Source organism: Microcoleus sp. B4-C2 (genome assembly GCF_036705265.1).
Taxonomy (GTDB): Bacteria; Cyanobacteriota; Cyanobacteriia; order Cyanobacteriales; family Microcoleaceae; genus Microcoleus.
Genome location: NZ_JAUBUB010000027.1, coordinates 20,461 through 47,054, shown reverse-complemented (window position 1 = coordinate 47,054; position 26,594 = coordinate 20,461). Strand labels below are relative to the sequence as shown.

General features: G+C 45.6%; 27 protein-coding genes. 15 read left to right on the top strand and 12 right to left on the bottom strand.

The window, feature by feature from the left end:
- The first annotated feature begins 106 nt into the window (after positions 1-106).
- From QUB20_RS11085 to QUB20_RS11075, 3 genes are all read left to right on the top strand, one after another.
- Entirely contained in the window at positions 107-820 is a 714-nt protein-coding gene (locus QUB20_RS11085; RefSeq protein WP_333246502.1) for a DUF1997 domain-containing protein, read from the top strand.
- Positions 821-1,513: 693 nt separating this feature from the next.
- Positions 1,514-3,691: an ATP-binding protein gene (locus QUB20_RS11080; RefSeq protein ID WP_333291348.1), complete on the top strand. Its 2,178-nt coding sequence runs from the start codon at positions 1,514-1,516 to the stop codon at positions 3,689-3,691.
- Between the two features lie 220 nt (positions 3,692-3,911).
- The gene (locus tag QUB20_RS11075) at positions 3,912-5,378 is read left to right on the top strand and encodes a response regulator (RefSeq protein WP_333250160.1); all 1,467 of its coding nucleotides are present in this window, start codon (positions 3,912-3,914) and stop codon (positions 5,376-5,378) included.
- A gap of 487 nt (positions 5,379-5,865) precedes the next feature.
- On the opposite strand, the gene hisG is transcribed toward QUB20_RS11075, so the two are convergent.
- Positions 5,866-6,510: an ATP phosphoribosyltransferase gene (gene hisG / locus QUB20_RS11070; RefSeq protein ID WP_333246496.1), complete on the bottom strand. Its 645-nt coding sequence runs from the start codon at positions 6,508-6,510 to the stop codon at positions 5,866-5,868.
- Between the two features lie 197 nt (positions 6,511-6,707).
- On the opposite strand from hisG, the gene QUB20_RS11065 reads away from it, so the two are divergent.
- The 3 genes from QUB20_RS11065 (at position 6,708) to rppA (ending at position 8,991) form a co-directional block, all read left to right on the top strand.
- Positions 6,708-6,950, top strand: a complete 243-nt coding sequence (locus QUB20_RS11065) for a hypothetical protein (RefSeq protein ID WP_333250163.1) — start codon at positions 6,708-6,710, stop codon at positions 6,948-6,950.
- Positions 6,951-7,608: 658 nt separating this feature from the next.
- Positions 7,609-8,259, top strand: coding sequence for a glutathione S-transferase family protein (locus QUB20_RS11060; RefSeq protein WP_333251455.1), 651 nt, complete (start codon positions 7,609-7,611; stop codon positions 8,257-8,259).
- A gap of 45 nt (positions 8,260-8,304) precedes the next feature.
- A complete protein-coding gene (gene rppA / locus QUB20_RS11055; RefSeq protein ID WP_333242400.1) occupies positions 8,305-8,991 on the top strand; it encodes a two-component system response regulator RppA in 687 nt (228 codons plus the stop codon).
- A gap of 187 nt (positions 8,992-9,178) precedes the next feature.
- Here rppA and QUB20_RS11050 read toward each other — a convergent pair whose 3' ends face one another.
- From QUB20_RS11050 to tmk, 4 genes are all read right to left on the bottom strand, one after another.
- Positions 9,179-10,015 carry a metallophosphoesterase gene (locus QUB20_RS11050; protein WP_333242397.1) on the bottom strand — a complete coding sequence of 279 codons (837 nt, stop codon included), beginning with the start codon at positions 10,013-10,015 and terminating at the stop codon, positions 9,179-9,181.
- 582 nt (positions 10,016-10,597) lie between these two features.
- Positions 10,598-11,083: a peptide-methionine (S)-S-oxide reductase MsrA gene (gene msrA, locus QUB20_RS11045; RefSeq protein WP_445299392.1), complete on the bottom strand. Its 486-nt coding sequence runs from the start codon at positions 11,081-11,083 to the stop codon at positions 10,598-10,600.
- A 27-nt stretch (positions 11,084-11,110) separates the two neighbouring features.
- Entirely contained in the window at positions 11,111-12,073 is a 963-nt protein-coding gene (locus tag QUB20_RS11040; protein WP_333248301.1) for a DNA polymerase III subunit delta', read from the bottom strand.
- A gap of 376 nt (positions 12,074-12,449) precedes the next feature.
- Positions 12,450-13,124: a dTMP kinase gene (gene tmk / locus QUB20_RS11035; protein ID WP_333248299.1), complete on the bottom strand. Its 675-nt coding sequence runs from the start codon at positions 13,122-13,124 to the stop codon at positions 12,450-12,452.
- 105 nt (positions 13,125-13,229) lie between these two features.
- Here tmk and QUB20_RS11030 point away from each other — a divergent pair, with 105 nt between their 5' ends.
- Positions 13,230-13,577, top strand: a complete 348-nt coding sequence (locus tag QUB20_RS11030) for a hypothetical protein (protein WP_190659999.1) — start codon at positions 13,230-13,232, stop codon at positions 13,575-13,577.
- Between the two features lie 197 nt (positions 13,578-13,774).
- On the opposite strand, the gene QUB20_RS11025 is transcribed toward QUB20_RS11030, so the two are convergent.
- The gene (locus QUB20_RS11025; protein ID WP_333248297.1) at positions 13,775-16,513 is read right to left on the bottom strand and encodes a heavy metal translocating P-type ATPase; all 2,739 of its coding nucleotides are present in this window, start codon (positions 16,511-16,513) and stop codon (positions 13,775-13,777) included.
- A 545-nt stretch (positions 16,514-17,058) separates the two neighbouring features.
- Here QUB20_RS11025 and QUB20_RS11020 point away from each other — a divergent pair.
- Entirely contained in the window at positions 17,059-17,265 is a 207-nt protein-coding gene (locus QUB20_RS11020) for a DDE transposase family protein (protein ID WP_333248295.1), read from the top strand.
- A 133-nt stretch (positions 17,266-17,398) separates the two neighbouring features.
- Here QUB20_RS11020 and ctpC read toward each other — a convergent pair whose 3' ends face one another.
- Both ctpC and ispG read right to left on the bottom strand, forming a co-directional pair.
- Positions 17,399-18,754 (bottom strand): carboxyl-terminal processing protease CtpC, encoded by a 1,356-nt coding sequence (gene ctpC / locus QUB20_RS11015; RefSeq protein WP_333053137.1) that lies wholly within the window; start codon positions 18,752-18,754, stop codon positions 17,399-17,401.
- A gap of 307 nt (positions 18,755-19,061) precedes the next feature.
- A complete protein-coding gene (gene ispG / locus QUB20_RS11010) occupies positions 19,062-20,282 on the bottom strand; it encodes a (E)-4-hydroxy-3-methylbut-2-enyl-diphosphate synthase (protein ID WP_333248293.1) in 1,221 nt (406 codons plus the stop codon).
- 79 nt (positions 20,283-20,361) lie between these two features.
- Between ispG and QUB20_RS11005 the strand changes: the two genes are divergently transcribed.
- Both QUB20_RS11005 and QUB20_RS11000 read left to right on the top strand, forming a co-directional pair.
- A complete protein-coding gene (locus tag QUB20_RS11005; RefSeq protein ID WP_333248291.1) occupies positions 20,362-20,502 on the top strand; it encodes a hypothetical protein in 141 nt (46 codons plus the stop codon).
- Positions 20,503-20,576: 74 nt separating this feature from the next.
- Positions 20,577-22,019, top strand: coding sequence for a serine/threonine-protein kinase (locus QUB20_RS11000; protein WP_333248289.1), 1,443 nt, complete (start codon positions 20,577-20,579; stop codon positions 22,017-22,019).
- Positions 22,020-22,108: 89 nt separating this feature from the next.
- Here QUB20_RS11000 and QUB20_RS10995 read toward each other — a convergent pair whose 3' ends face one another.
- Both QUB20_RS10995 and QUB20_RS10990 read right to left on the bottom strand, forming a co-directional pair.
- The gene (locus QUB20_RS10995) at positions 22,109-22,501 is read right to left on the bottom strand and encodes a type II toxin-antitoxin system VapC family toxin (RefSeq protein WP_333143612.1); all 393 of its coding nucleotides are present in this window, start codon (positions 22,499-22,501) and stop codon (positions 22,109-22,111) included.
- Positions 22,498-22,728: a prevent-host-death protein gene (locus tag QUB20_RS10990; RefSeq protein WP_333248287.1), complete on the bottom strand. Its 231-nt coding sequence runs from the start codon at positions 22,726-22,728 to the stop codon at positions 22,498-22,500. Before QUB20_RS10990 ends, QUB20_RS10995 begins: the two co-directional genes overlap by 4 nt.
- Positions 22,729-22,932: 204 nt before the next feature.
- On the opposite strand from QUB20_RS10990, the gene QUB20_RS10985 reads away from it, so the two are divergent.
- The 5 genes from QUB20_RS10985 (at position 22,933) to QUB20_RS10965 (ending at position 24,983) form a co-directional block, all read left to right on the top strand.
- Positions 22,933-23,181, top strand: coding sequence for a hypothetical protein (locus QUB20_RS10985; protein ID WP_333248285.1), 249 nt, complete (start codon positions 22,933-22,935; stop codon positions 23,179-23,181).
- Positions 23,175-23,531, top strand: coding sequence for a type II toxin-antitoxin system PemK/MazF family toxin (locus QUB20_RS10980; RefSeq protein ID WP_333248283.1), 357 nt, complete (start codon positions 23,175-23,177; stop codon positions 23,529-23,531). The genes QUB20_RS10985 and QUB20_RS10980 overlap by 7 nt, the downstream gene beginning before the upstream one ends.
- Before the next feature lie 151 nt (positions 23,532-23,682).
- Complete coding sequence (locus tag QUB20_RS10975) at positions 23,683-23,979, top strand: hypothetical protein (protein ID WP_333248280.1); 297 nt, start codon at positions 23,683-23,685, stop codon at positions 23,977-23,979.
- Positions 23,966-24,190: a hypothetical protein gene (locus QUB20_RS10970; protein ID WP_333248278.1), complete on the top strand. Its 225-nt coding sequence runs from the start codon at positions 23,966-23,968 to the stop codon at positions 24,188-24,190. Before QUB20_RS10975 ends, QUB20_RS10970 begins: the two co-directional genes overlap by 14 nt.
- A gap of 241 nt (positions 24,191-24,431) precedes the next feature.
- Positions 24,432-24,983 (top strand): Uma2 family endonuclease, encoded by a 552-nt coding sequence (locus QUB20_RS10965; RefSeq protein WP_333248276.1) that lies wholly within the window; start codon positions 24,432-24,434, stop codon positions 24,981-24,983.
- 128 nt (positions 24,984-25,111) lie between these two features.
- Here the strand turns inward: QUB20_RS10965 and QUB20_RS10960 are convergent, their stop codons facing one another.
- Together QUB20_RS10960 and QUB20_RS10955 are read right to left on the bottom strand one after the other, a co-directional pair.
- Positions 25,112-26,086: an Rpn family recombination-promoting nuclease/putative transposase gene (locus QUB20_RS10960; protein WP_333248274.1), complete on the bottom strand. Its 975-nt coding sequence runs from the start codon at positions 26,084-26,086 to the stop codon at positions 25,112-25,114.
- Positions 26,087-26,204: 118 nt separating this feature from the next.
- Positions 26,205-26,570, bottom strand: a complete 366-nt coding sequence (locus QUB20_RS10955; protein ID WP_333248272.1) for a hypothetical protein — start codon at positions 26,568-26,570, stop codon at positions 26,205-26,207.
- Between the last annotated feature and the right edge of the window lie 24 nt (positions 26,571-26,594).

Below are 26,594 nucleotides of genomic sequence, written 5' to 3'. Positions count from 1 at the left end.
TGCTGAACTAGGGTAAGTTTTGTTGCTATCAATTTCTCAATTGTAGGGAGGAAACTCCCTTAACACATCCCCAACCCGACCGGTGCGTATTACAGGAGAGTATAGAATGAAGCAAGATTCCGCTGAATATCAAACTTTTGAAGCTTCTGACGAAAATTACTACCCAGATGCGAGTTTCCGACAGCCCGAAAGTGGAAGCGCGGATGCACCAGAGGAAGTTGAGCCGATTTGGTTTCACACGCATTTTGAAGACAGCATGGAGATGTACGCCGATGCGGAGACGGTGGCGAAGCATTTGAACAACCACAAGAGTTGGTTTTGCCAGTGCGCTTCGCCGATGAAGGCCCAGCCGATCGGAGAAAACGGCTATGATTTATTAATCGGGCGTTTTGGGGCTTTTGGCTACCGCGTTGAAGCGAGAATTGGTTTAGAATTGCTGCCGCCGGATGCTGAAGGCTGCTATTTGATTAAGACTATTCCGGTTCCCGATTATACCTCGCCTGGGTATGAAGTGGATTTTCGATCGGCAATGAAGCTAGGGGAGATACCGTCTCAGGAGTTTGCCGCCGATTGGCCGAGATCGGAACGTGCTAAGCTGCCGCCTGTGATTACCATTACTACCTGGAAGCTGGATTTGGCTGTGGGGGTTTGCTTTCCCAAGTTTATTCGATCGATGTCTCAACCTTTAATAGAAAAAACCGGCGATGCGCTTTTGGAAAAAATTATCAAACAAGTTAACCGGCGCTTGACTTATAAAACTCAGGTTGTTTTTCACGAAAGTTTGGGCATTCCTTTTCCGAAAAATCCTAAGAAACATTAAGCATACTTACGCTTTAACTCACATTTGTAGGGTGCGTAAGGGCGCACCTTACCCTTAAGTGCGATCGTCATAACTCATACCATTGTGGATTATAGACTTCGGCGCGATCGCTCATATCGTTTCCGGTAGCATCGGAAACGATATGACAACTGACTGTTTGGACATTTGAACAATACCGATGCAACCAAAAATGATATCACTTCGTTCGCGTGCTTAAAGCGCACCTTACCCGTCTTTTATTGAACGCAACATTTTCGTGACCAGTTAATCGAAATAACCAAGTTATTGCTAATACAATTTAAGGGTAAGTTCGTTACGGCATTTTGACTTATGCTCTTTTATTATAACCCCTATTAGTTGTTATTATAAATAAAGTTAGCACAGGGTTGGACACAATAGTTTCAAGTCATATGCCATCAAGTTCGACAGCATTGTTATTAAAAGATTTTGCTTCGGTCATAATGCTTTCGCTGCTTATTACCTCATGATTAAGCAGTGTAGCCGATGCAGTTCAAAGGTAGCTGCGATCGCCCTCCGAAACCAGCAAGTGTCTCAGATCACAAGGCAGATCGATCGCCCTCACTGCCACAAAACGTAAAGTTATGTCACTTTATGTAAAGAGTTATCAAACAACTCTTGCCATATCCGTCGAAAGTTATGACAACAAAACTAAGAGCTACACACACAGACAAAATGGAGAGAGACTTGCACCAGTTGAGGGCAGACCAAGAACTGATTCTCAATCAAGTAGACAATGCGATCGCTCTGTTCGACTCGTCTGACTGCTTAGTTTTGTTTAATAAAAAATTGGCGGGAATCTGGGGACTGTCCCCAGAATGGCTGGAAACAAAGCCGAAGTGCCACTTGCTGTTTGCGGAAATTGTCGATCGGGGTTACTTGTCCCTTCAGCAGTGGCAAGAGTTTCAGCAAGCACTCGAAAAATCTCAGCATGAAAGTTTATCATTTTATTTCGAGCAATCCAATGCGGTTTGTTTTGAGGTGTGCGCCACGATTACCAACAGCGGCGGACGGCTGTTTACCTTTCGAGACGTTACGGTATACCGCAACTCCCAAGCTAGCTTGAACGCAGAAGTCAGGCGGCTGAGCTTTCTTTTAGGTTTAACCGAACGCCTGCAAAAATCTGACAGTTTGCAAGAAATAGGTCAGTTTGCCCTCACCTATTTAGTTGAGGCAATGAATGCAGCTTTCGGAGATGTTAAGGTGATTAACGGCAAAGGAAACGATCGACAAGCGTCGGGGATTTGCAACCAAGTTTCTAGTCAATTTTTGGCTACTTACGGGGAACCCGTAGTCGCAGGAATGCAAGAATTGCTCGACCAAGGCATTCCCTACGGCATCGGTTTGCTGTGGGAAGTGGTGAAAACAGGTAAACCTGTGTTTGTCGAGGATTATGCCCAACATCCCAATGCCGTGCCGGAATTTCGGCATCCGGGAATCGGACAACTGGGCATTTTTCCGATCGCAGCTACCAACGGCACAATCATCGGAGTGCTGACGCTGGAGTCCCGCAACATCAAAAAACTGCAAACCGCCGTCCACCAAGACGTACTCGAAGCTGCTTGCCGGACTCTGGGGGCGGCGATCGAGCGGGCTCAGACACAAGAGAACCTGCGCCAAGTTAATGAAGAATTAGAGTATTCTTCTCAGTTGAAATCCGAGTTTTTAGCCTCAATGTCCCACGAATTGCGGACGCCTCTCAACAGCATTCTCGGCTTTTCTGACTTGCTGCTGCGGCAAACAGCCGGACAGTTGAGCGATCGACAAATCAACTATGTAGAACTGATCGAAAAAAGCGGTCAGCACTTGTTGCAGCTAATCAACGATATTCTCGATCTTTCTAAAATTGAAGCCGGGAAAGTAGAACTAAACTTACAGCCGGTTCGCGTTCACGAACTCGCGACCGACTGTCTGAAAATGATTCAGCCGCGGGCAGACAAAAAGCGGATCGGTTTGTCTTTAGAACTCGACTACCGCATTACTAAAGTTTGGCTCGACGAACGGCGAGTGCGACAAATTGTGATTAATTTACTTTCCAATGCCATCAAATTTACCCCCGAACAGGGACAAGTTAAACTCAGCGGGCGTCTGGCCTACGGTAGCGAAATAGACGGCGACTACCGGCCGGATTGTTCTCCTGTAAATGCCAGCACTCCTTATTTTTGTTTAGAGGTAAAAGACTCCGGTATCGGCATTCCTCAAGACCGCTGGCACTTGCTATTTCGACCTTTTCAACAGGTGGATTCTTCCCTGACACGGCGGCACGAAGGTACAGGTTTGGGTTTGGCTTTGACTAAGCGATTGGCAGAATTGCACGGGGGAACTGTTTCTTTTCAATCTGTTTGCGATCGGGGCAGTCTTTTCCGCGTTTGGCTGCCTTTGACAGAGATGCGTCAACAGTTGGAAAACTTTGCTTCTTGTGCTTTGGATACCAAGTTAGTTCCTGCTTCTGCGATTGCTTTACCAATTGCCAGCAAGCGAATTTTGGTTGTTGAAGACCAGCCTTTTAACCAAATGTTAATTTCTGAGGTGATGGAATTGGAGGGGTACGGGGTAGAGATACTCGCGGATGGGAAGGCGATGGCCGATCGTATTCTCGCCGCCTCTGCAGCCCCGGAGTTGCTGCCTGATTTGATTTTGATGGACATTCAGTTGCCGGATATTGACGGCTTTGAGTTGATGCGTCGAGTTAAAGCAGATTCTGTTTGGGAGTCGGTACCGATGATTGCGGTGACGGCGATGGCGATGCCCGGTGACAGTGAGCGATGTTTGGAAGCGGGCGCTTCTGCTTATTTGAGTAAGCCACTGGATTTGAATTTGACGATCGCCACTATCCGTTCTTTTCTCAACTAACAATAATTATTTGCAGTTCCAGCACTGCCATTTATTACAACTCATAACCAGAAAGGTTAAACTCAATAGTAGATAAATATCTATAGGGCTTGCGTACACTTGCCTCAGAAACCCGGTTCCTACCAAAAGCATCGAATTTAATAACGAGAAATACAGGAACCAACCAGATTTCGAGCATCTACACGCACAAGTCACGAGCTAAATTCAATATATATATTCCATGTCAAACAAGTCGCCCTGCATCATGTTGGTTGATGACGAGCCAGCTAATCTGATTTTACTGGAAGAGTTATTGCTCATGAAAGGATACACCACAGTATCAGCGCTATCTGGCCATGAAGCGCTCTCGCTTGCCCGCGCCTCTCGACCCGATTTAATTTTACTAGATATTATGATGCCGGAGATGGACGGTTTTGATGTGTGCGATCGCCTGCGGAACGATACAACATTGCAAACTGTACCCGTGATTTTTTTGACTGCCCTCGATGACGATACCTCTCGCATCAGAGGGTTAGAAATGATGGCAGATGATTATTTGACCAAGCCTTTTAACAGTCGTTTGTTGCTGGCGAAAGTTGAAAATATTTTGCAGTTGAGTCAAATGCGATCGCAAGCTATATCTTCCCAATTCAACCAGCAGGTAAAAGAGCAAAGCAAACGCCAAATCGCCGCCGCTTGGGAAGCCAACCAATATCTTTCAGAAAAATTTCAGCTATTTGTGCCAGAGCAACTTCTGGGACGAATTGCGCCCCAAGGAATAGAATCTATTCAGTTGGGCAATGTCACAGAAGAAGAGCTGACTGTTTTATTTTGCGACATTCGCGGGTTTACTGCGATCGCAGAATCTCAACAAGCTCGCGAGACTTTTGAATGGTTGAACGCTTTTTTTACTAAAATGAACGAGTGCATCACGTCTCACGGCGGGTTTATTGACAAATACCTAGGCGATGCAATCATGGCAGTATTTGACAAGCCAAATTCTCACGCTATGGATGCGATAGAAGCCGCAGTAGCAATGCAAGAAACTTTGCAAGAATTTAATGCCAGCCGCCACAAATACAATTTAGAATCTCCCGTCAATATTGGTACGGGAATTAACACAGGCATCGGCATGATCGGCACTTTAGGTTCCGATCGCCGCATGGACTCTACAGTCATCGGCGATGTGGTAAATACAGCTTCTCGGTTAGAAAATTTAACTAAAATATACGGCTGCCAAATTATTGTTAGCGAAAATGCCATTGTTCATGCGAGAGAATTTCTCAATGGCATAAGTTCCAACTCTCACTCAAAAGAAAGTCTATTATTAAAGTGCGACTTAGAAGTGGAAACACAGGAGAGTATTATTTCTACTTGTGGGGCGAATGCTGCTGACAGCCATTTGCCTAGCAACAATTATTACTATCGCTGGATCGATCGAGTAACCCCGCGCGGCAAGCAGCAAGCTATTGAAATCTACGAAATCTGGGCAGCCTCCTGTCCCGACTCAGAGGCAAAGCAGCTTACCCAGGGTTTATTTGACAAAGGAATTCAAGGATGGCAATCCGAAAGATTTGTCGCAGCCTTGGGATATTTTCAGCAACTAATCGAACAAAACCCTGCTGATACAGTCGTCCGTTTTTATATCAATCGCTGCCAGGAAAAACTCGGTTTTATACCTGTAAGTAACCGCTCCGAAATCAACTAAATAGAACCAGTTCGTACTGAGAATTTCAGTCCTTTTTCTTACCGCAAATACCAGATAAGCTAAAATAATCCCGTTCCTAGTGAGGACTTCAGTCCTCTTTTTTAGCGCAAATAAGGACTAAAGTCCTGGCTACGAACCTATACCAATTCTGAAAAGTAGGCTAACATCTGTAGGGGCAGGGCAATGCCGTGTCCGGCGCAGGGAGTAGGACACGACATTGCCGTTTAGTGTGAACTTAACGTACAACTAATAGTCCGGCTCTTGTTGAAACCCCTGCCTCAAAGCTAAAGTCCTCTTGCATAGGACTAATGAGTTCTTCAGTCCTTTTGGAGAGGACTTTAGCTATAAGCCCCGTGGAATTCATTCCCTGGCGGACTGAGGGGCGGACGGAAGGACTGGGCGGACTGACAGCTTAAGTTGACGCCAATGGGCAATGCCGTTTCCCTACTTATCTAGGAACAAATCAAAGCACTCTAATTTTAGACCATCAAACAGTAGTCAAAACTTGCTCTCTCAACTTCCCGATCAACTCATTCACCCCCCCCGCATTCAAACGGTAACTCAGAGGATGACCGATTAAATAAGCTGAACTTTCAAACAAAACATCAATTTCCACCAAACCATTTTCTCGCAAAGTTTTGCCAGTCGAAACCAAATCCACAATTGCCTCCGACATACCCGTAATCGGCCCTAACTCCACAGAACCGTAAAGCGGCACAATTTCCACCGGCAAATTCAAATTGTGAAAATATTCCCTTGCACAGTGTACGAACTTAGAAGCAACTCTCCCGTGAGGAGGCAAATCCACAGTTCGTCGATAAGAACTAGATTCCTTCACCGCCACAGACAGCCGACACTTGCCAAAATTTAAATCAATTAAATTGGCAACTTTCGGCTTTTTTTCCCGCAAAACATCATAGCCAGCAATCCCCAAATCCGCTTGACCGTATTCCACATAAACAGGTACGTCGTGCGTCCTTACTAGCAAAGCTTTGGCAGTGCCTGTTGGGTCATAAATTTGAAGTTGTCGGTTCGAGGAATCGAGAAAAGCACTGAAGTCTAATCCAACCGATTTAAACAGCCGAATGCTATCTCCTAACAATCCGCCTTTGGGAAGTGCAACAGTAATCATGTCAATTTTTAGAGGGTAAATTGCTCAATTTTGGAAGGGGCGATCGCGGTCTAAGCAGAAACAGCTTTTCCCAAACTCAGAATAACACATAGAGTTCATAGCGAAAAATAAATTTCGGGTATTGCTCGCTCCTTTATTTGAGGATATATTATATTTAGTAATTTTTTATTTCGTCACATTTTTCAAGGGCGGTCAGTATGGAAAATAATCAAGAGTTCGAGAGTCAAGAATTTGACGAAGAATTTCACAGTGTAGACCCGGATTCCCTGAAAATTACAGTAGATGAAATCCTCTCAGGCGGTGGTCTAGAGGCCGAGAAAATGGATTATACAGTAGCCGTACCTACCGCTAACCACGCCAGAATCCCCAGGGTCACAGGCTTATCCTCTCATGTGAAATCAAGCGTTTTCGATCGCGCCCCCCGATCGAAGTTTGCATAAAAACGCGGAACGCTGGGAGGCTGTTAATTTGACAACTCTGGGCCCTAGAAGGGCAGAGATTCTTGTATCATTCAGTCCACTTAGGATCGCGAATTAAATAACTTACAATTTTAATTGTTATTGTGGGATGGGCGTCCCGCCCGGCCGTTTTGGACGGGCGGGACGCCCATCCCACTTTCAAGAGTGGAAGTTATTTAATTCTCATTCCTTAATAAGTACAGCTTCCTGTACTTACCGCAAGATGGTTCTGTCCTCAAGCTTCCGACTCATTGCAGAGTCTTGTTCCCGTGTGCCCCACGGTACAATTCAAAACCCAAAATACTGGTTTCTAGGCGTACTTGTTGCTCGAAGTTTTTACCCGCGCCAGCTTTTCTGCGCTCAAGCCCATAACTTCAGTTTTCAAGGTGCGTTGCCTTCAGGCGACTGGGTTTTTAATGTGGTTGAATACCCTAGCCACATTACAATATTATCATGACCAAGAATAAAAAGTCGTCCTAGAAGGACGGGGCTTTAGACCCAATTTTTTGGTAAAATGCTTGCAGAGGCTGGTGCAGAAAACGGGCCGATCGCCCGATCGCCATTGTGTCTCACGGCTTTGTATATTCAACTCTAAAACTTAAAATTGCACGGACGATCGGAAATAGCTGACAGCTACATTATGACCAAATTGACTCTGGTAATCGGCAACAAAAATTATTCCTCTTGGTCGCTGCGCGCTTGGCTGGCGATGAAACAAGCTGGACTGGAATTTGCCGAGGTGAGAATCCCCTTAGACTGGCCGACAACCCATGAGGAAATTCGGCGCTATTCTCCTTCGGGAAAAGTGCCAGTTTTAATCGACGGCGACTTGAAAGTGTGGGAATCTTTAGCAATTTGCGAATACGTTGCAGAACGTTTTGCAAATGATTTGTGGCCGACAGATGTAGCCCAACGGGCGATCGCCCGTTCCATCTGCGCCGAAATGCACGCGGGTTTCCAAAATTTGCGCGACAATATGCCGATGGACTGCCGCAACCGCTATCCGGGAGAAGGGAGGACTCCCGGTGTAGAAGCAGAGATCGATCGCATCTTTGCCCTTTGGCGCGAATGCCGTCAAAAATTCGGAACAGGTGGCAATATGCTATTCGGAAAATTCACAATTGTTGACGCTATGTTTGCCCCCGTTGTGATGCGTTTTGTCACCTACGGAGTCAAATTAGATTCAGTAACAAAAGCTTATGCGGATGCGATTTTGGCCTTGCCTGCCATCCAGGAATGGGTAGCAGCAGCTTACAGCGAAACGGAAAGTATTCCACACATGAAAATCTAGGAAAAATCAGTTTACTTAAACTCAAATCTCAAATATGAAATCAGGATGCGGATTCTTTTAGTTGATGATGAAGTTGAGTTGACTGACCCTTTAAGTCGAGTTTTAACGCGCGAAGGTTATACAGTTGATGTGGCATTTGACGGGGCAAGTGGCATCAATTTAGCAATGCAGGGCAATTACGATTTGCTAATTTTGGATTGGATGCTACCGAGACAAACCGGACTGGCAATTTGCCAGAAGTTGCGATCGCAAGGACGGAATACGCCAGTGCTATTTCTCACCGCCAAAGATACCGTAGACGATCGCGTACAAGGACTCGACGCCGGTGCAGACGACTATTTAGTCAAACCTTTTGAACTGCGAGAATTGCTAGCCAGAGTCCGCGCCTTGCTGCGGCGGCCTCCTACTTTTGATGCCGAGGTTGCTGTCGGGCGGCTGCAAGTTGCAGATTTACAGCTAGACTACGACAATCAATTAGCTTATCGGGGCGATCGCACAATTGACTTATCAGAAAAAGAATGTCAGTTATTAGAATACTTAATGCGCCATACCGGTCAATTGCTAACACACGAACAAATCCACCAGTATTTGTGGAGTGAAGCAGAAAAACCCAGCAGCAATGTATTAGCCGCTCAAATTCGCCTGCTGCGCCGCAAAATAGAAGTTCCGGGCGAATCTGTCCTAATTCACACAGTCTATGGCAGAGGCTATCGCTTTGGAGAAGCCAATTAAAAATCATAGAAATTGTACAAAAATCATTTTTACTTCTTCCCTCTTCCCTCTTCCCTCGGACTGACATCCATTACATCCGTTACATCCGTTACATCCGTTACATCCGTTACATAATCCGTTGCCGAACTTCCTTTTTCCTGGGGCTATATTATCTATTATCGGGAAAGTGTGCACCCTAAACCAGCCTTTACGTATCTTGACAAACCAAAGTAATTACTGTCACCTCCGGGGGACAAAATAGTCTTCCCGGCGCATAAGTCCCCAAACCGCGATTCACGTACAGCAAATTACTCCCAACCTGATGCAAACCGCTAGCCCATTCCCAGTGAGTAACTACTCGATCCCAAGCCGACAGAAAAGGAATGAACTTTCGGATTCGTTTAGGAATAAAATAGCCAATTTTTCTGACCCAAGCGTACAAAGGGCCGATACCAGGAATAACGATTTGACCGCCGTGAGTGTGCCCAGAAAACTGCAAATCAATCCGCCAATTTTGCAGATTTTCAGCAGTATCAGGATTGTGAGACAAGACAATCCGAGGAATTGCGGGATTTATGGATGCCATTACAGGTTTAGGCGCAAAATCGCCCGACCAAAAATCTGCTAACCCAACTAAAGCCAATTCAGACCCCAAAGGATAGATTGCTTCGTTGTACAAAACCCGAATTCCGACGCTATTTAAAGCATTAGTAACCTCGGTTTTTGCCCTTGGCCAATAGTGGTCGTGATTGCCCAAAACCGCGTAAATTCCTACCCGACTTTGCAAGTTTTTCAATCGCTGCACTAAGCCGTAAATAGGTGCGGGATCGTAGCTAATAAAGTCACCAGTTAAAAAAATTAGATCGGGTTCAGCTTCATTTGCCGCAGCAATCGCCTCTTCTAGCAACCATTCCGACAGCCGCACCCCGTCATAGTGAAAGTCCGTAAGCTGTACAATTTTAGTACCGGATAGATTTGCTGGAAGATTGGCGATTGGTATTGTTAAATACTCTATTCGCAGTTTCCCAGTTAATAACCTGTGCATAAATCTAAAGTTTATTGATGACAGAGCGCTACCTCTAGCTTAGCAAATAAACAAGCAAGACTGCCAAACTAGATATTCTTCCCTTTTCCTTCTGTCCTCTGACTAATGACTACAGTCCGGGACGCAAAAAGTGGGATTACTCAATAAAAATGAAACAAAAATACCTAATCTTCAGTTAGGCTTTCTTGCAAAATTGTTTGGGTTTTACGCCCCCAACTACTACAGCATTTTTATAAAAAAATGACAAGCGAAATCCCCATCGCATCGGCTTACCACGCGGGGATTGCCCCTACCAAACACTATCTCATCACTAATGATTTATTACTAAGGATCGCGAATTAAATAACTTACAATTTTAATTGTTATTGTGGGATGGGCGTCCCGCCCGTCCACTCATGACGGGCGGGACGCCCATCCCACTTTCAAGAGTGGAAGTTATTTAATTCTCATTCCTAAGTAAATGGAAATAAACATGGCGTAGGGGAGGCAGAGTTTTGCATTAATAATAAACTGGTGGCTAGTATAGATCATTGCCTTACCCGCCCCTAATATTTTTTATTGTTTGTCGAGTCTGCCTACTTCTTAACTAATAACTTTTGACGAATGCCGCTTCTTCTCAATATATTGCTGGTGGTAATCCTCTGCCATATAAAATTCAGCAGCAGGTTTGATTTCGGTGGCAATATCTTTGTCGTATTTACCGGAAGTTTGCAATTTTTGTTTGGAGAGGCGAGCGGCTTTTTCTTGTTCGGAATTATGATAAAAGATCACAGACCTGTACTGTTCGCCTCTGTCGGGGCCTTGGCGATTGATTTGGGTAGGATCGTGACAGTTCCAGAATACATCTAGCAGTGCTTCGTAACTCACCTGCGATCGATCGTACTCTAGCAGCACTGCTTCAGCGTGACCAGTGACTCTGGCGCAAACATCCAGGTAGCAAGGATTCGGCCAGTGGCCTCCTGTGTAGCCCGCAGCAGTCGAGACGACACCCGCAACGGCGCGAAACTTGTGTTCAACTCCCCAAAAACAACCGGCGGCAAATGTGGCTTTTTCCATCGTGTTACTCATCGTATTGAGATAAAACTTGGCACTAAATTATGGTTGACATATTCCCATAAGTGTGCATTCCCAAACTAATCGCGGCTGTACGTAGTTTAACAAATATTGCCGCGCTTTTTCCAATGGCTCTAGGGGCGATCGACTAATTCCCCCTGCCAAAAATTGCTGCCAGTAACAGTGTTGTAAATAATCGATTAACCACAACTGAGATTCAGTATCTAAAGTTTTATCAATTTCCTTGGCCAATTCCAAAGCAGACCGCAGATTTTGAGGCAACTGCTTCACCTTTTGCAGCAAATCATCGGGTATTGATTGCAGTTGCTGCCAAATAGCAATTGCCTCCCCAGGACTGCCCTGAGCCATCCCCAGTACCTCGGGATGGGATAAAATCTCTGCGAATCCCGCTTGCTGCAAAACTTGTGCCATTGCTTCGGGATTCAGCCGAGAAAACGAAATTTTTTGACAACGCGAAATTAAAGTTGGCAGCAAAAGTTCCACTGTCGGAGAAATTAAAATTAGGGCTGCTTTTCCCGGTTCTTCCAATGTCTTCAATAAGCCGTTAGCGGCTCCCTCAGCCATTGTTTCTGCTTGTTCCAACACTACGACTGAACGTGCTGCTTCTAGCGGCGGTCTGCTGAGAAAATTACTGATTTCTCGAACTTGTTCTAAGCGAATTTGTGGTGGTGCTTTCCGCTTTAAACCTGCTTCCTCTGCTTCCTTTGGTGTAAGCCGTTTGCCTTGGTTCATGTAAGTTGGTTCTACCCAAAGTAAGTCTGGATGATTTCGCTGCTGCACGCGATTTTGCACGGAGGCTATGAGTCTGGTTTCGGGAATATTGGCTGAGAATAAAAGCTCGATGAAACACTGAGCGGCTAAACTTTTGCCGATGCCGTTAGAGCCGACAAATAAATAACCAGGAGCAATTCGGTTTCGCTCGACTGCTTGAGTTAGCAATTCTACTGCTCGCTCTTGTCCGATTAATGATGTAAAATAATTCATGTTTGCTCAGGAAGAAGGAAGTTCGGCAACGGATTATGTAACGGATGTAACTCACATCTTGCACCATTCTCAGGAACAGGCAAGATGCCTGTTCCACAAAGAGTGAATTTTCTTGTGGAACAGGCATCTTGCCTGTTCCTAAACAAGTAATTGAGAATGGTGCAAGATATCAGATGTAACGGATATCAGGATGAAGGATGAAGGAATAAAATCTAGGGCTTCAGCAATTAATAACATCTTAAGCGTCGGGGTGGTTGCTATAATACCAAAAGGTTATTGTGTTTTAACGGACTGCTCAATAATTGTTTTGAGTTAAGAATGTTAAATTGTAAGTTGCCGGAGCCGGACAGGGCATTGCCGTGTCTCTACACATTATCTAGCGCTCTTTTTCAGAATTGATATTATTTAAATATCCCCAAGCTTCTAACCTGCGAGTTACAATAGCTTGAATTTCCTGAGCGACTTCATATTCAGGCCGATCGGCATTTATCCGGACAATTCGAGATTTATTTTCCTCGGCTAACTCCGCAAAACCTTGCTGCACAAGGCGGTGAAACTTCAAATCAGCTTGCTCGATCCGATCGCACCCTCCGCGAGCCCTTACCCTCGCCAAACCCTCCTCCACATCAATATCCAGCCACAAAGTCAGATCGCTTTCCAAGCCGCCGGTGGCAATGTCATTCAACTGCTTAATTAAATTTAAATTAAGACCGCGGCCGTAGCCCTGATAAGCGATCGTAGAGTCAGTAAAGCGATCGCATAAAACAATCGTTCCCTTAGATAACTCGGGTTTGAGAAAAGTTTCGACGTGTTGAGCGCGATCGGCCGCGTACATGAGTAATTCTGCTCGATCGGATACAGATTCGCCCCCATCTTGTTTCAGCAGCAAATGTCGCAGTCCCCTTCCCAGCTCAGTACCCCCCGGTTCGCGAGTAGCCACCAAGCGGACTCTCAGAAAGCAACTTACTTGCAGGAACTGTATCAAGCGCTGCATTTGCGTAGTTTTACCCGCACCTTCAACCCCCTCAAACACGATAAGTTTGCCTTTCATTGCCCTAACTTTCCACCTGAATAAAATAAATCCATATTGTTCTGTGCATCTGTTCTAGGTTCGGTATGATAATAAAGTCTAAATGCCTCACGGCTGGAGTTGTCTATGGCTCGCTATACTGGTTTTTTTATCGTTGCCGTTCCGATCGACCGTCTCCGTCAATCCCTGATTGAAATTTTAGAGTCATGCAATCTTGATATTATCTACAATACAGGAGATTCCGTCATGGCTCGCGAGCTTCCCGGTCAAGTTTCGATTGCCAAACTTGTCACCGCAGAAGTCCTAATTGAGAAAAACACGGCCAGCGACTCAGAGGTTCGCATGAACTTCGTGATTAAAAACGAAGAACTGCCCCTGCAAACCAACAACCACTGCCGTCAAATGTTCGAGCTAGTGAGTCGTTCAATTATGAACAACAATAACTGGCGACTTTTGGAAAGTATGGCACTCTAGCCATCAGTCAGTCGAGTTTACATTTTAGATTTTAGAGTGACTCCACAGATAAATCTGGGGCCTCGAACTAACGTCGAAACTTCTTTGGTCTCGACTCCTGGTGTGGGGGGCTTGTATCCGTCTTGGTATGAGGCCATTAGTCATTAGTTTCTAGCTAATGACCGATGGCCTCCGACTTTTATATGCAATCCCTAAACTTAAGCTCGAAATCCCCGGCGCAAAAACAAAGAATTTGTCACCACGCTAACAGAACTAAACGCCATAAATGCTCCAGCCGCCGCAGGACTGAGTAGAATTCCGGTTGCAGGCAGCAAGATACCTGCGGCTACCGGAATTCCCAGAGTATTGTAACCAAAAGCCCAAAATAAATTTTGGCGAATCTTATTAAAAGTAGCGCGCCCCAGCTCGATCGACTCAACAACATCCATCAAAGCATTTCGCATCAACACAATTTGAGCAGTTTCAACTGCGACATCAGTGCCACAGTGCAAACCGATACCGACATCAGCTTGAGCCAAAGCCGGCGCGTCATTGATACCATCGCCCACCACAGCCACTTTACAGCCTTGGGCTTGCAAAGTCGCGATCGCCCTCGCCTTCCCCTCCGGCCGCACCCCGGCTAAAACATCAGCCGCCGTCAAATCTAGCTGCTGCGCCGTCGTCGCCGCCGCCGACGGCGTATCGCCCGTCAGCATCATCACCCGCAATCCCATGCCCCGCAAACGTTCCACCGCCGCCTTAGCATCCGGCCTCAGAGTATCTTTTAGCCCGATTACCCCCAGCAAAACGCCCCCAGAAGCCACGTAAACCGCCGTTTTGCCTTCCAAAGACCCCGACAATTCCGTCGCCACAGCGACCCCCTGCTCCTTCATCCACTCGGCATTCCCCGCGAACACCCGCCGGCCCTCCACCAAAGCCGAAACCCCCAAGCCCGGTTCCGTGCAGAAATCCTCAGCAGCTAGCAGCGGCAAACCTTGCTGTTGAGCTTCCAGCAAAATCGCTGCCGCGATGGGATGACAAGCGCCCCTTTCCACCGCCGCCGCAATTTGCAGCAGTTTTGAGTCAATTGTGGAACAGGCATCTTGCCTGTTGCCAGAAACCCCATCAATTGTGGAACAGGCATCTTGCCTGTTGCCAGAAACCCCATCAATTGTTGAACAGGCATCTTGCCTGTTGCCAGAAACTCCATCAATTGTGGAACAGGCATCTTGCCTGTTGCCAGAAACCCCATCAATTGTGGAACAAACATCTTGCCTGTTGCCAGAAACTCCATCAATTGTGGAACAAACATCTTGCCTGTTGCCAGAAACCCCATCAATTGTGGAACAGGCATCTTGCCTGTTGCCAACATTAATATCTGAGTTCAAATCCCACTCCGAATTCTGGAAAATCGGCAAATAATCTGTGAGTGTAAGATTCCCGGTTGTCAGAGTGCCAGTCTTGTCAAAAACCACCGTATCTAATTGATGCACCCGTTCTAAAACATCACCACCGCGAATTAAAAGTCCGCGCTCCGCCCCGATGCCAGAACCGACTAAAATTGCAGTTGGGGTAGCCAATCCCAAAGCGCAAGGACAAGCAATAACTAAAACTGCGATCGCCAATTTCAAACTTAAGAGCAAAGGCGATTGATAATGGATAATTGGCAATTCATTTCCCATATTCATTGCCCCGTGTCCCATATCCATTGCCCCGTGTCCTAAAAGCACAGAAGGCCAAATATGAGTGCCCGCAAAATACCAAAATAGGAAAGTTAAAACCGATATCGCCATTACCCCATACACAAAATATCCCGCGACAGTATCAGCTAAATTTTGAATCGGCGCTTTGCGAGTTTGGGCTGCCTGCACCAAAGCCACCATTTGAGCTACAGTTGTTTCCTTACCGGTGCGAGTTGCCCGCATCACAACTGCCCCGGATTTATTGATAGTTCCCGCCGCAACTGTATCTCCTGGTTGCTTCAAAACCGGCATTGATTCGCCAGTCAGCATCGACTCATCTATGGTTGTTTTGCCTTCGCAGACTTCACCATCTACCGGTATTTTTTCCCCTGGCAAAACTTGCAGCCATTCTCCGACTCGGACGCGATCGGCTGGAATTTCAATGTATTGTGGATCGTAGACATCTGATGTCAAGTTTAAAGGCAATTCTTCCGATCGCAAATCCAAACTCGAAAGTTTAAAATCAACTAAGCGGGCTTTCGCTGGTTGCAATGCGATTAAAGCTTGCAAAGCTGATGCAGCGCGCCGTCTGGCTTGCTGTTCGAGAGTTTTGCCCAACAAAATAAAGCCCAGCAGCATCACCGGTTCGTCAAAAAAGCACTCCCATCCCATCCGTGGAAACAGCAGCGCCGCGTTGCTAGCGGTGTAAGCTGTAACAGCGCCTAAAGCTACCAAAGTATTCATGTTCGGTGCATTTCGCCACAAACTGCGGCACCCATCAACGATAATCGGGCGGCCCGGTAGCAGCAAAGCGAGGGTGGCGAGTCCCCAGTGAAACCAAATATTGCTGAGAATTGGGGCTTTTGTGCCGAGTACGTGACCTAAACCGGATAGAATAATTAGGATAAGGGCGATCGTCAATTGCTTGATTTGCTGTCTAATTTCTTGTCGCCGTCGTTCAATTGTTGCCGCTTCTGCTTCCCGCTGATTTTCACCACAACGAGACTGAGAGGGAAATCCATTATCAGTCAACTTTTTCGCTAAAGCCTCTGCATCGACAGCCCCCGGTTGACACTCAACCGTCGCGACTTCTACGGCCAAGTTAACGCAAGCTGAAATGACGCCTGAATACTGCATGAGTTGGCGTTCCACAGCTTTAGCGCAGCCGGCACATTTCATCCCGCCGACATCGAAAGTAACAAGTTCAGGCGGTGATTCGTTAACTGGTAGGATTTCTGGTTGAATTTCGGGGATTGTTTTGGGGAAAAATTGCATGGTTTTTTTTGGTAGTGATTAGAATATTTCGCCACTTCTGAAAGGGTTTAATGCACTGTTTAGGAATGAGAATTAAATAACTTGCATTTTTTGTAGGTTGGGTTGAGGAACGAAACCCAACGCCACGCTTGATTGTTGGGCGGAGTGAAACGGAGGGTTCGTTCCACGGGCCAAACCTACGAAGTTATTTAATCCACGATCCTTAGACAAATGTCTACATTTTTATCATAGATAAATATTGTGGCATCTTCCAAAAGTGTTAGTTTTTTTTAATTCTTATTAATTCCATGCGGTTAAATCCGCAGTCCGGCAGCGGTTGAAACCAACGTCGGAATGCGAGTTTAATGCTAAGACACGGTTTGGACACGGCAGTGCCGTTTCCCTATTTGATATAATGAGCCAATTGCCTAAGCTGTTGCGCGTTTAAATTGCATATTCGGGACGGGCTAGAAGCCCATCCCACAATAATTTGAGTGATTTTTGACACACAATTTAAATGGAGAACAGCTTAGTTAGTATCCAGCTTTTATTTGACGAGTTTAGCTATGACAGAAACACCACAATTTTATATTGTCAAACGTCCTGCCGGTAATTGCGAAATTTTGCCGTTGGCTGCGCCCTCGCAGAGGATCGCGCAACTCGAAGAACAAAACCCCAGTATTATTGAAAAGTGGGGCCCTTACGATTCGCCCGAAGATGCCATCGCCCGCCGCATCGGATTAATTCGCGCCGGCAAATGCCAACCAACCTAATTTTAGATTTTAGATTTGAGATTTTAGATTGAAGATTGAAGATTGAAGATAAGAAGGACTAAAGTCCTCACTACAAACCTGGTTCGTAGTGAGGACTTTAGTCCTTCTTTACTGAAGTTTTTGTGACTAAAAACTACTTGGATTTAGCCGGTGCCGCACTCGGTTTTGCTTGCGCCGCATTCGGCTTAGCTGGCGCAGCATTCGGTTTCGCCTCCGCCTTATTGTTCCCTGTTTTACCAGTAACTTGCTTTGTCAAAACTTCCATAGCTTTCGCATATTGCGGATCGGCCGTCGTAGCAATTTTATCGCGATCGCGCCTCAATTCCTGTTTTTGAGCCTCGGTGAGTTCTACCTTAAAATCCGGTTCAATCCCGGCCTTGTTGATATCAGTGCCGTTGGGAGTAAAATACTTGGCAATTGTCACCGCCAAACCGGCACCATTTCCCACGCCGCGTACTGACTGAACTAAACCTTTACCAAAGGTCTTTGTTCCCACCAAAACCGCGCGTTTGTTGTCTTGCAAAGCACCGGATAGAATCTCGCTAGCACTTGCTGAACCGCCGTCTACCAGTATAACTAACGGTTTGTCTGTGATCGCTCCCTTATTTGCCGTTTGTTTATCAGCCTCACCGACTCGATCGACCGTCGAGACGATCGTACCTTCTTTGAGCCACATTCGAGCAATTTCTATACTTCCGTACAGCAACCCGCCGGGATTGGAACGCAAGTCTAAAATATAGCCCGTCACCTTTTTCTGTTCCAAATCCTTAATTGCCGATCGCATTTCCGATGCAGCATTCGCACTGAACTGATTTAAGCGAATATAGCCGACTTCTCCGATGGGAGTTTTCTGCACCGACTTCCGCACTGGATGAATTTCAATTTTAGCGCGTTTCAGTTTAAAGTCTAATTCCTTGTTTCCCCGCAAAATAGTCAGCGTCACCTCAGTATTCACCTGACCGCGAATCAAACTTACTGCTTGATTCGTATCCATGCCTTCTGTGCTCTTGCCGTCAATCTTAGTAATGATATCTTTTGCCAGAATACCAGCACTAAAAGCAGGGGTATCTTCGATCGGCGAAATCACCACCAACTTCTTAGTTTCCTCATCTTGAGTCAACTGAATCCCAACTCCTGTCAGTTCCCCAGAAGTTTCAACCTGCATATTTCTGAACTCTTGAGGGTCCATAAACCGCGTATAAGGATCATCCAGCTTCTTCAACATTTCCCGAATTGCTTTGTAAGCTTCGTCGTCGCTGGTATAAGTCCGGTTCAAATAATCATTTCGCACCGCTTTCCAGTCAACCTGGTTAAAAGTGCCATCTACATAACTTTTGTCAATAATTTGCCAAACTTCATCAACTAACTCTTTAGGGCTTCCCCGAAAAGAAGCCAGAGATTTAGAACTGCAACCAGTGTTCGCAAGAGTTACAGCAGTGAGTACCACTGCTGCTGCACTTAGAACAAGCCCTCGTTTTGTTATAACCATTTGTCTGACGCGCGGGACGAAAAGATTTCAGAATAATTACGCTCAATCTAACACAGGCAAGGCTCGGTCGTAGTTGGCGTACATATATTATTCAACTTTGCCGACTTCTGCGGTGTCAACTTAAGACTGAAACCCTCTATCTCTCTCGTTTGTATCGAAGCCTAGATCCCCCTAAATCCCCCTTAAGAAGGGGAGTAGGGGTTGACTTTGAGCGTTATTATCCCCCCCTTAACAAGGACTTTGAGCGCTCTTGTCCCCCCCTTACTAAGGGGGGCTAGGGGGGATCTCCGGGGCAAGAAAACACGTCCTAGGGTTCAACCCAGCGATCGTCCGATTTAATCAAATCAATCAATTCTGCCACGCCTCGGTCTTCCGGCACTTTCTTAATTTCTTCCCGGCCCCGGTACAGCGAAATATAACCCGGTTGCTTCCCGACGTAGCCGTAATCAGCATCAGCCATTTCTCCCGGCCCATTGACAATACAGCCCATTACTGCTATATCCAAACCGGTGAGATGCTTGGTGGCCTCTCTCACTTTGTGTAACACTTCCTCTAAATTAAACAAAGTGCGACCGCAGGAAGGACAAGCGACATACTCAACCATCGTTTTCCGCAGTCCCAAGGCTTGCAGAATGCTGTAGCAAACGGGAATCTCCTTTTCTGGGGCCTCTGTCAGCGAGACGCGGATGGTGTCGCCGATACCGTCAGTCAGCAGCGGTGCGAGGCCTGCGGTGGATTTGATGCGGCCGTATTCGCCGTCTCCTGCTTCCGTGACGCCCAAATGCAGCGGGTAATCCATGCCGAGTTCGTCCATCCGGTGCACCATCAAGCGGTAAGCAGCAACCATCACCGGCGCGCGGGAGGCTTTCAGGGAAATTACGATATTTCGGAAGTCGAGGGATTCGCAAATTTTGATGAATTCCAGGGCCGATTCCACCATCCCTTCGGGCGTGTCGCCGTAGGTAAAAAGCATCCGTTCGGCGAGGGAACCGTGATTAACGCCGATTCGCAAAGCTTTGCCTTGGTCACGCAGGGAAATCACCAGAGGTTCCAGGGTTTCGCGGATTTTTTCGCCAATTTCCGCAAATTCGGCGTCGGTGTATTCGGTTCTGTCGGCTTTCGGCTTCTCGAACACGTAAAGTCCGGGATTGATTCTCACTTTGTCTACGTGTTTGGCCACTTCCAGGGCAATTTTCATGCCGTTGTGGTGGACATCGGCGACGAGGGGCACGGGTTGGTAGGTGGCGTGCAGTTTTTGCTTGATTTCGGCTAAAGCTTTGGCGTGGGCCATGCTGGGCACGGTGACGCGGACGATTTCGCAGCCAATCTCGTGCAAGCGCCGAATTCCGGCGACTGAACCGTCGATGTCGAGGGTGTCTTCGTTAATCATCGACTGTACGACGACGGGGTAGCCGCCGCCGATGGTGATGCTACCGACTTTGACTGGCCGGGTTTTGCGGCGTTTGATGGTGGTGTCGAAGGTTGGTTCGGTGGTGAGGGTTTTAGTGGGGTTCGGCAGAGTTTGCATAACTGGTTGCTAGTGTTCTGTAATTAGAGTTTATAAAATTGTGTCTGCTGTTTTTTAGGTTTGCACAGAAAGGGTCTGTTTGGGCAATGAGGTTTTGGGATTTAGGATTCTTAATGAGATTGCTGCGAATTTGTCGATCGAATTATGTCGGAAAAGGGCGATCGAACTAAAAGCCAACCATCACCGGGAAGGCGAACTGAAGTTGGGCCCGTGGAACTAAACCGAACTTAGAAAATACAGTTAAAATACAGGCTAGGCCGAGATAAAAATTAATATTGGTTGGCGGTGAGGAGAATGGTTTGGACACCGGGGCAGCGGTTAAATGGCGATCGGTATATCATTGAAGGCAAGTTAGGTGAGGGCGGCTTTGGGGTCACGTACCTAGCGCAGAAGGCGCAAAACAGGCAGCGGGTTGTCATCAAAACGCTGAAAGATGAATTATTGAGAGATCCAAATTTTGCCCGGTATCGGGACAGATTCCGGGATGAGGCGGTAAAGCTATCTGTGTGCAGGCATCCCAATATTGTGCAAATAGACAACTATTTCGATCATGGTAATTTGCCTTGCATTGCGATGGAATATGTGGCAGGAGAAGATTTGTGGAAATGGGTGGAAAGGCGCGGTATTTTGTCAGAAACTGAAGCTTTAAACTACATCTGCCAAGCAGGAGAAGCCGTAATAGTAGTTCACGAAAAAGGTTTACTCCATAGGGATATCAAGCCACAAAACATTATGGTGCGTGACAATCAAGATGCAGTTTTGATTGATTTTGGTTTAGCGCGGGGTTTTATTCCAGATCGCACTCAACAAATGACTTTTGGGTTAACACATGGTTTTGCGCCTCCCGAACAGTACGGGGAAATGGGCAGATTTGCTGAGTACACAGATGTTTATGCTCTGGCGGCAACGCTATACTATCTGCTAACGAAAACACCACCAACTGCTGCATTTATGAGGGCTTTAAATCATCCTTTAAAGCCGCCGTTTCAGATTAATCCTAATATTAGCGATGCGGTGCATCAGGCAATTATGAAAGGGATGGAAATGGATGCGACAAAGCGCCCTCAGTCGGTGGAAAAATGGTTGGCTATGCTTCCACAAGCCACCATTGGCAATTGGGGACAAAGAGGGGGTGTTTCACCAACGATTCCTAGCCCGCAGCCACCGCCACCAATTCTACAATGGATAGGAACCCTTTGGCGCCCCAAACAAAATATTCCTAGCCCGCAGCCACAGCCACAACGTATAAATTTGATTTCAGCAAAAGGAGTCAATTATCGCAACCTCGATCGGCTGTTGGCTAGCGGAAAATGGCAAGAGGCGGATGGGGAAACGGCAATAAAAATGCTGGAAGTAGCGGGGAGAGCGGGGGATGGCTGGCTGAGGGCTGAAGATATCGATCGATTCCCCTGTGAAGACTTACGAACTATTGACCAACTTTGGGTAAAATACAGTAACGGACGTTTCGGCTTTTCGGTGCAGAAACGCATCTATCAAAGTCTGGGAGGAAGCAGAGAATACGATCGGGAAATTTGGGACGCTTTTGGCGATCGAATAGGTTGGCGTGTGAATAACAAATGGTTGTACTACAACGAATTAAAATTCAACACCAAAGCACATAGGGGGCACCTCCCAGTGGGGGCGAGATTGGGTGGGTTGGGAGTGTGTGGGGGGGGTGTGTGTGGAGGAGGGAATCTCTCTTCTCTCGCGTCGAGACTTGTAGAGTGTAACATCTAAGGGTTACAGAGTTTCGTGAAGATTTATAACAGAGGCTTTAACCACGAAACCGCGCCTGTTCTACGTTTCCGATACCTGGCACATTCGATTTACCAAATTACTAAAGAGTAGAAACTAGCTATTTTTTGATCGGCTGTAATAATAGCAGCTTGACTTCTTTTGGCAACTGCTACAACCACTCTATCTGCTGGATCTCGGTGTTCCCATTCTAATTTGACACTTTCTAGCCAAATGTCCTCATCAATTGGAACGATCCGAATAACATTAGACTTTTTTAAAGTAGCGATATAGTCATCAATACTTACTCCTAAATCTAACTTATGATTTTTGATCTTGATAGCTATTTCCCAGATGGCCGTTGATGGAACTAAACCATTTTTTTCTTGTTCCATCTGCTGACAAGCATCTTTTGCCGATTGAGAAAGTTTCTCTGGATCTAAACTCCACCAGATGAGAGCGCAGGTATCAAGGACAACTGTCATACTTCCTGCCATTCTTCAGTTGTTGGCGTAGTTAAATCTTCAAAATATTTTACTTTCCCCCGCATATCCTTAAATAATTCTTCAGTTGAAAGGGACTTTTCATACTGAGAAATTATCACAAGTGGTTTAGTCCCATCCATCACTAAAATTTCTTCGCCTTCAAGCTCGACAAGTCGCAAAAATTCTAGTATTTGAGCTGTTAATTGACTTTTGTCTATGGTTTTCATAGGACAATGATTGGTGTTGTGTTCAAACTACATTATATCTTAAGACGGTTCACTGAGCTAAGCCTGTCATTGCGCTACGGGAAAGTAATCGTCGAGAGTTTGCTCAGTTCTCAATTAGCTGAGGTGCGCGATCGAATAATTACTTTTTTAACTGAACAATATTGTGTTACAATAAATAAACCTGAGTGTTAACATCGCAAATGTATGACAGCCAAAATACACATCAGCAAATTAGGTAATTCCTTGGCTTTGCCAATACCAGACTACATAGTAAAGTTTCTCAACCTTAAAGCCGAAGATTCAGTAATTTGCAGCATAGAAAATGGGAAACTGGTCATAGAGCCTGTAAATAATAAAATATCAAAGTATACCCTAGATGAATTATTGGCAGACGAAATAGAATCTAGCGAAGAAGTCTCTTGGGGAAAACCAGAAGGAGAGGAAGTTTGGTAAACTATATCCCCGAACGAGGTCATTTTATTCGCCTCAATTTTGACCCTCAAGCAGGACACGAACAAATGGGGACTAGGCCTGCACTGGTGGTGAGTCAAACTAAATTTAACCGAAAAATGGGGTTTGTGTTTGTTTGTCCCATCAGCAACACACAACGCAAAAATCCGTTTTATGTTCCCATTCCAGAAGGTGAAGCGATAACAGGTGTAATTATGACGGATCAACTCCGTTCTTTAGATTATCGCGCAAGGCAGGCAAGTTTTCTTAGTGAATGTCGATCAGATATAGTTGAGGAAGTTTTGAGGCGAATTCAACCTATTTTGTTTGAGAATATGACTGTTAATGAATAGTTAATCAAAGTCAATCAAATGTTAGGTTAGTTAAATCTTCAAAATATTTTACTTTCCCCCGCATATCCTTAAAAAATTATTCAGTTTTTGAAGATTATAAGTTAAAAGAAGGATTCGGCGTTTTATTTCATCCGAACGTAGAGGAATTTTGATGAAAAACCTAACTCAATTAACCCAGCTTGAATTAGTGCTGCTGGAATTAGTAGCTAAAGGTCAAGGAAAGTGGAGTTGGTACGAACTCGCGAATGCACTTTCCCGTCGAGATGTACCGCGAGAACCTGACATGATGGTTGTCTTAAAAAAACTGGCTGCTGATGGCTTGGTTCAGCGATATAGAGAAACAGGTTCGCCTCGCGATAGATGGGAATTGACAACTGAGGGGACGATTTTGTTGACAGAAGCAACTGCTTCTGAACTGACTACTTTATGCAAATATGTTGAAGTTTAACTTAGAAACACAATTTGTAGTTTGCATTAACAATCAAGACTATCAAGCATCCTTGGAAGTGCGAAAAATCTACCGAATAATACCGGATAATCGCGCTGCGAAACATCAATTTATCCGAGTTATTGACGAATCCGGTGAAGATTATTTGTATCCAGTCGCATATTTCGTGCCGATTGAATTGCCGAAAGCCGTAGAAGCAGTATTTGCATAGATTGCACCCAGCGCTTGAAACCGATCGCGCACAAACAAAGTCTGCCTCCGCAGACAAGCGAAATCGAGGAGGCATTTAAGCCACATTCGATATCATAGCAAATCCTGCTTTAACATCGGGTTGATTCTTCAGTCCCCCTCTGCTAGGACTTCGTTTGACAAGAAACGATTTCAATCGCCGATCGCCTAAAATCAAAAATCAGCTACAATTAAAAATTAAAAAGCAATCAAAAAACATCGCCATGAGCGTAATTGCAGCCAAATGGACGATCGCCCAATACCACCAAATGATATCTGCAGGCATCTTGGAAAATCGGCGCGTAGAGTTGCTAAAAGGAGAAATTGTAGAAATGTCGCCGGAAGGAGAACCCCACGCCTATTTTAGCAGCGAAGCAGGAGCATATCTGATCCGGCTGTTAGGCGATCGCGCTACAATCCGATCGGCAAAACCAATTACCCTTCCTAACAACTCGGAACCAGAACCAGATATTGCGATCGTACAGCCCTTGGGCCGCACATACCTCGAACATCACCCCTATCCAGAAAACATTTTTTGGCTGATTGAATACTCTGATTCCACTCTCATCAAAGACTTGGAGACGAAAACGAAAATCTATGCTGAAGTCGGAATCCCCGAATACTGGGTAGTTAACCTCAAAAACAGACAGTTGGTCGTATTTCGAGACCCCCAAGACGGAGATTACGGTTCCAAATTCACGCTAACAGGTGGAACAGTTAACCCGATCGCATTTCCCGATGTAATTATATCCGTAAGTGCGATCGTCAGCAATTAAGGCAATTCTCCTATAATTTAAGGCAGGTTTCATAGAGGTAGAGCGAGATTTACCGTTGGCTGGGAGCGGGTTTATGAGATTATGGGTCAAAGGCACAGATTGTTTGTAAAACTCGCCCCTACGAGAATTCATCCCGCCGCCGACTCCAACCACGCCATCAAATCTTCTTGACTCCTAAAATCCAACAAAGCCTCTCCCAAATCATCTAACTGTTCCGCAGATAACCCCTGGATGCGAGTTTGAACTTCCTGTGTTACCTCACCCACCCGCCGCACTATCTGACGCATAATTAATCCTATTTCCCCCTCAATTTTACCCCTTTCGATTCCTTGTTCGATTCCCTGTTCGATTCCTTGTTGTATTCCCTGTTCAATCCCTTGTTGGAGACCAATTTCTATCCCTTTCATCACAGACCCGATTTGGTCTTGGATAAACATTTCTCGCTTGTCTACATCATTCAATTCGTCAAGTGTCAAATTTGCTCGGTTGGCAATTTCCAGCGCGGTATTAATCTCTTCAATAGACCCCAATGTATCTGGTACTGCTTCCAAAGAGGGCGCGTTTTTCATAAAGTAAATCCATTTTTCCGGCAGAGTTTCGAGTTCATTCAATTCTTTTTTGAATTTCGGTAACTCGACAAACACTAACTTTAACTCGCAGTTGGGATAGACGAATTTCTCTTCGGTTTCTGTGAATTCAAAGTTAGAGATTAGTTTTTCGGTGTTTTCAAATAAAATAAAGTCGGTGATGGTTAAAGCGATGACCGGGTTTAACTTTAAATAACCTTCTCCGGCTTTGAGTTGAGTAGAATAGGTTTTGGCTGCATTGTACACTACCCGTTTTTCAAAGGCGGCGACGTTGAGTACCTGCATTTCCACTATCACGGTTTTGTTCCCGGTAATCTTGGCTTTGACATCGAGGTAAGTGTCTTTCAATCCTGTAACGCTTCCTGCTGAATAAGGGTCAATTATTTCTAATTCTTGGATTGTTGGTTCTCCGTTATACAGCATTGCATTTAGGAAGCTGATTAAAATTTCTGGATGTTCGGAAGAAGCGAATATTTTTTTGAATGCAAAGTCTGTTTTGGGGCTGATGAAACGCATATTAGAGAAGGAAGAGGGAAGAGGGAAGAAGGAAGAAGGAAAATGCAATATTTTAGGGATTTTTAGGTTGGTAGTTGCGCTTTACCACCCTTAGCGCAACTACGAAGTTTTTCAATTATCAGCCTGTGGCTTCAGTAGTAGCTGCAGCGGACATCTCTAGCTTTCCAGTTATATCCATCGTCGCAAGCTTCAGCACTTCATTAAAAGCTAAACCCCGAATTTTGAGTTCCCACCGAATGCCTTTTGCTTTCATTCGCTTGGCTTTCCGCATATCGACATCAGCAGCTTTTTGATGCAAGAGCAAATATTTCATTGCTGCTGTAGCTTCTACTTTTGTGGGAAATGCAATATAGGTGAGAAATCCGCCGTCCCAGTGATTGGCGTTGCGGACGCTGCTGATAGTCGCAACTCTCGGACTAAAGCGGTTCCAGTAAAAGTCGCTGTAGCCGATCGACTGTGTATTAACTTGGAGTTTGTTTGCCATTTGACTTAACTCCTCTAACCTTGT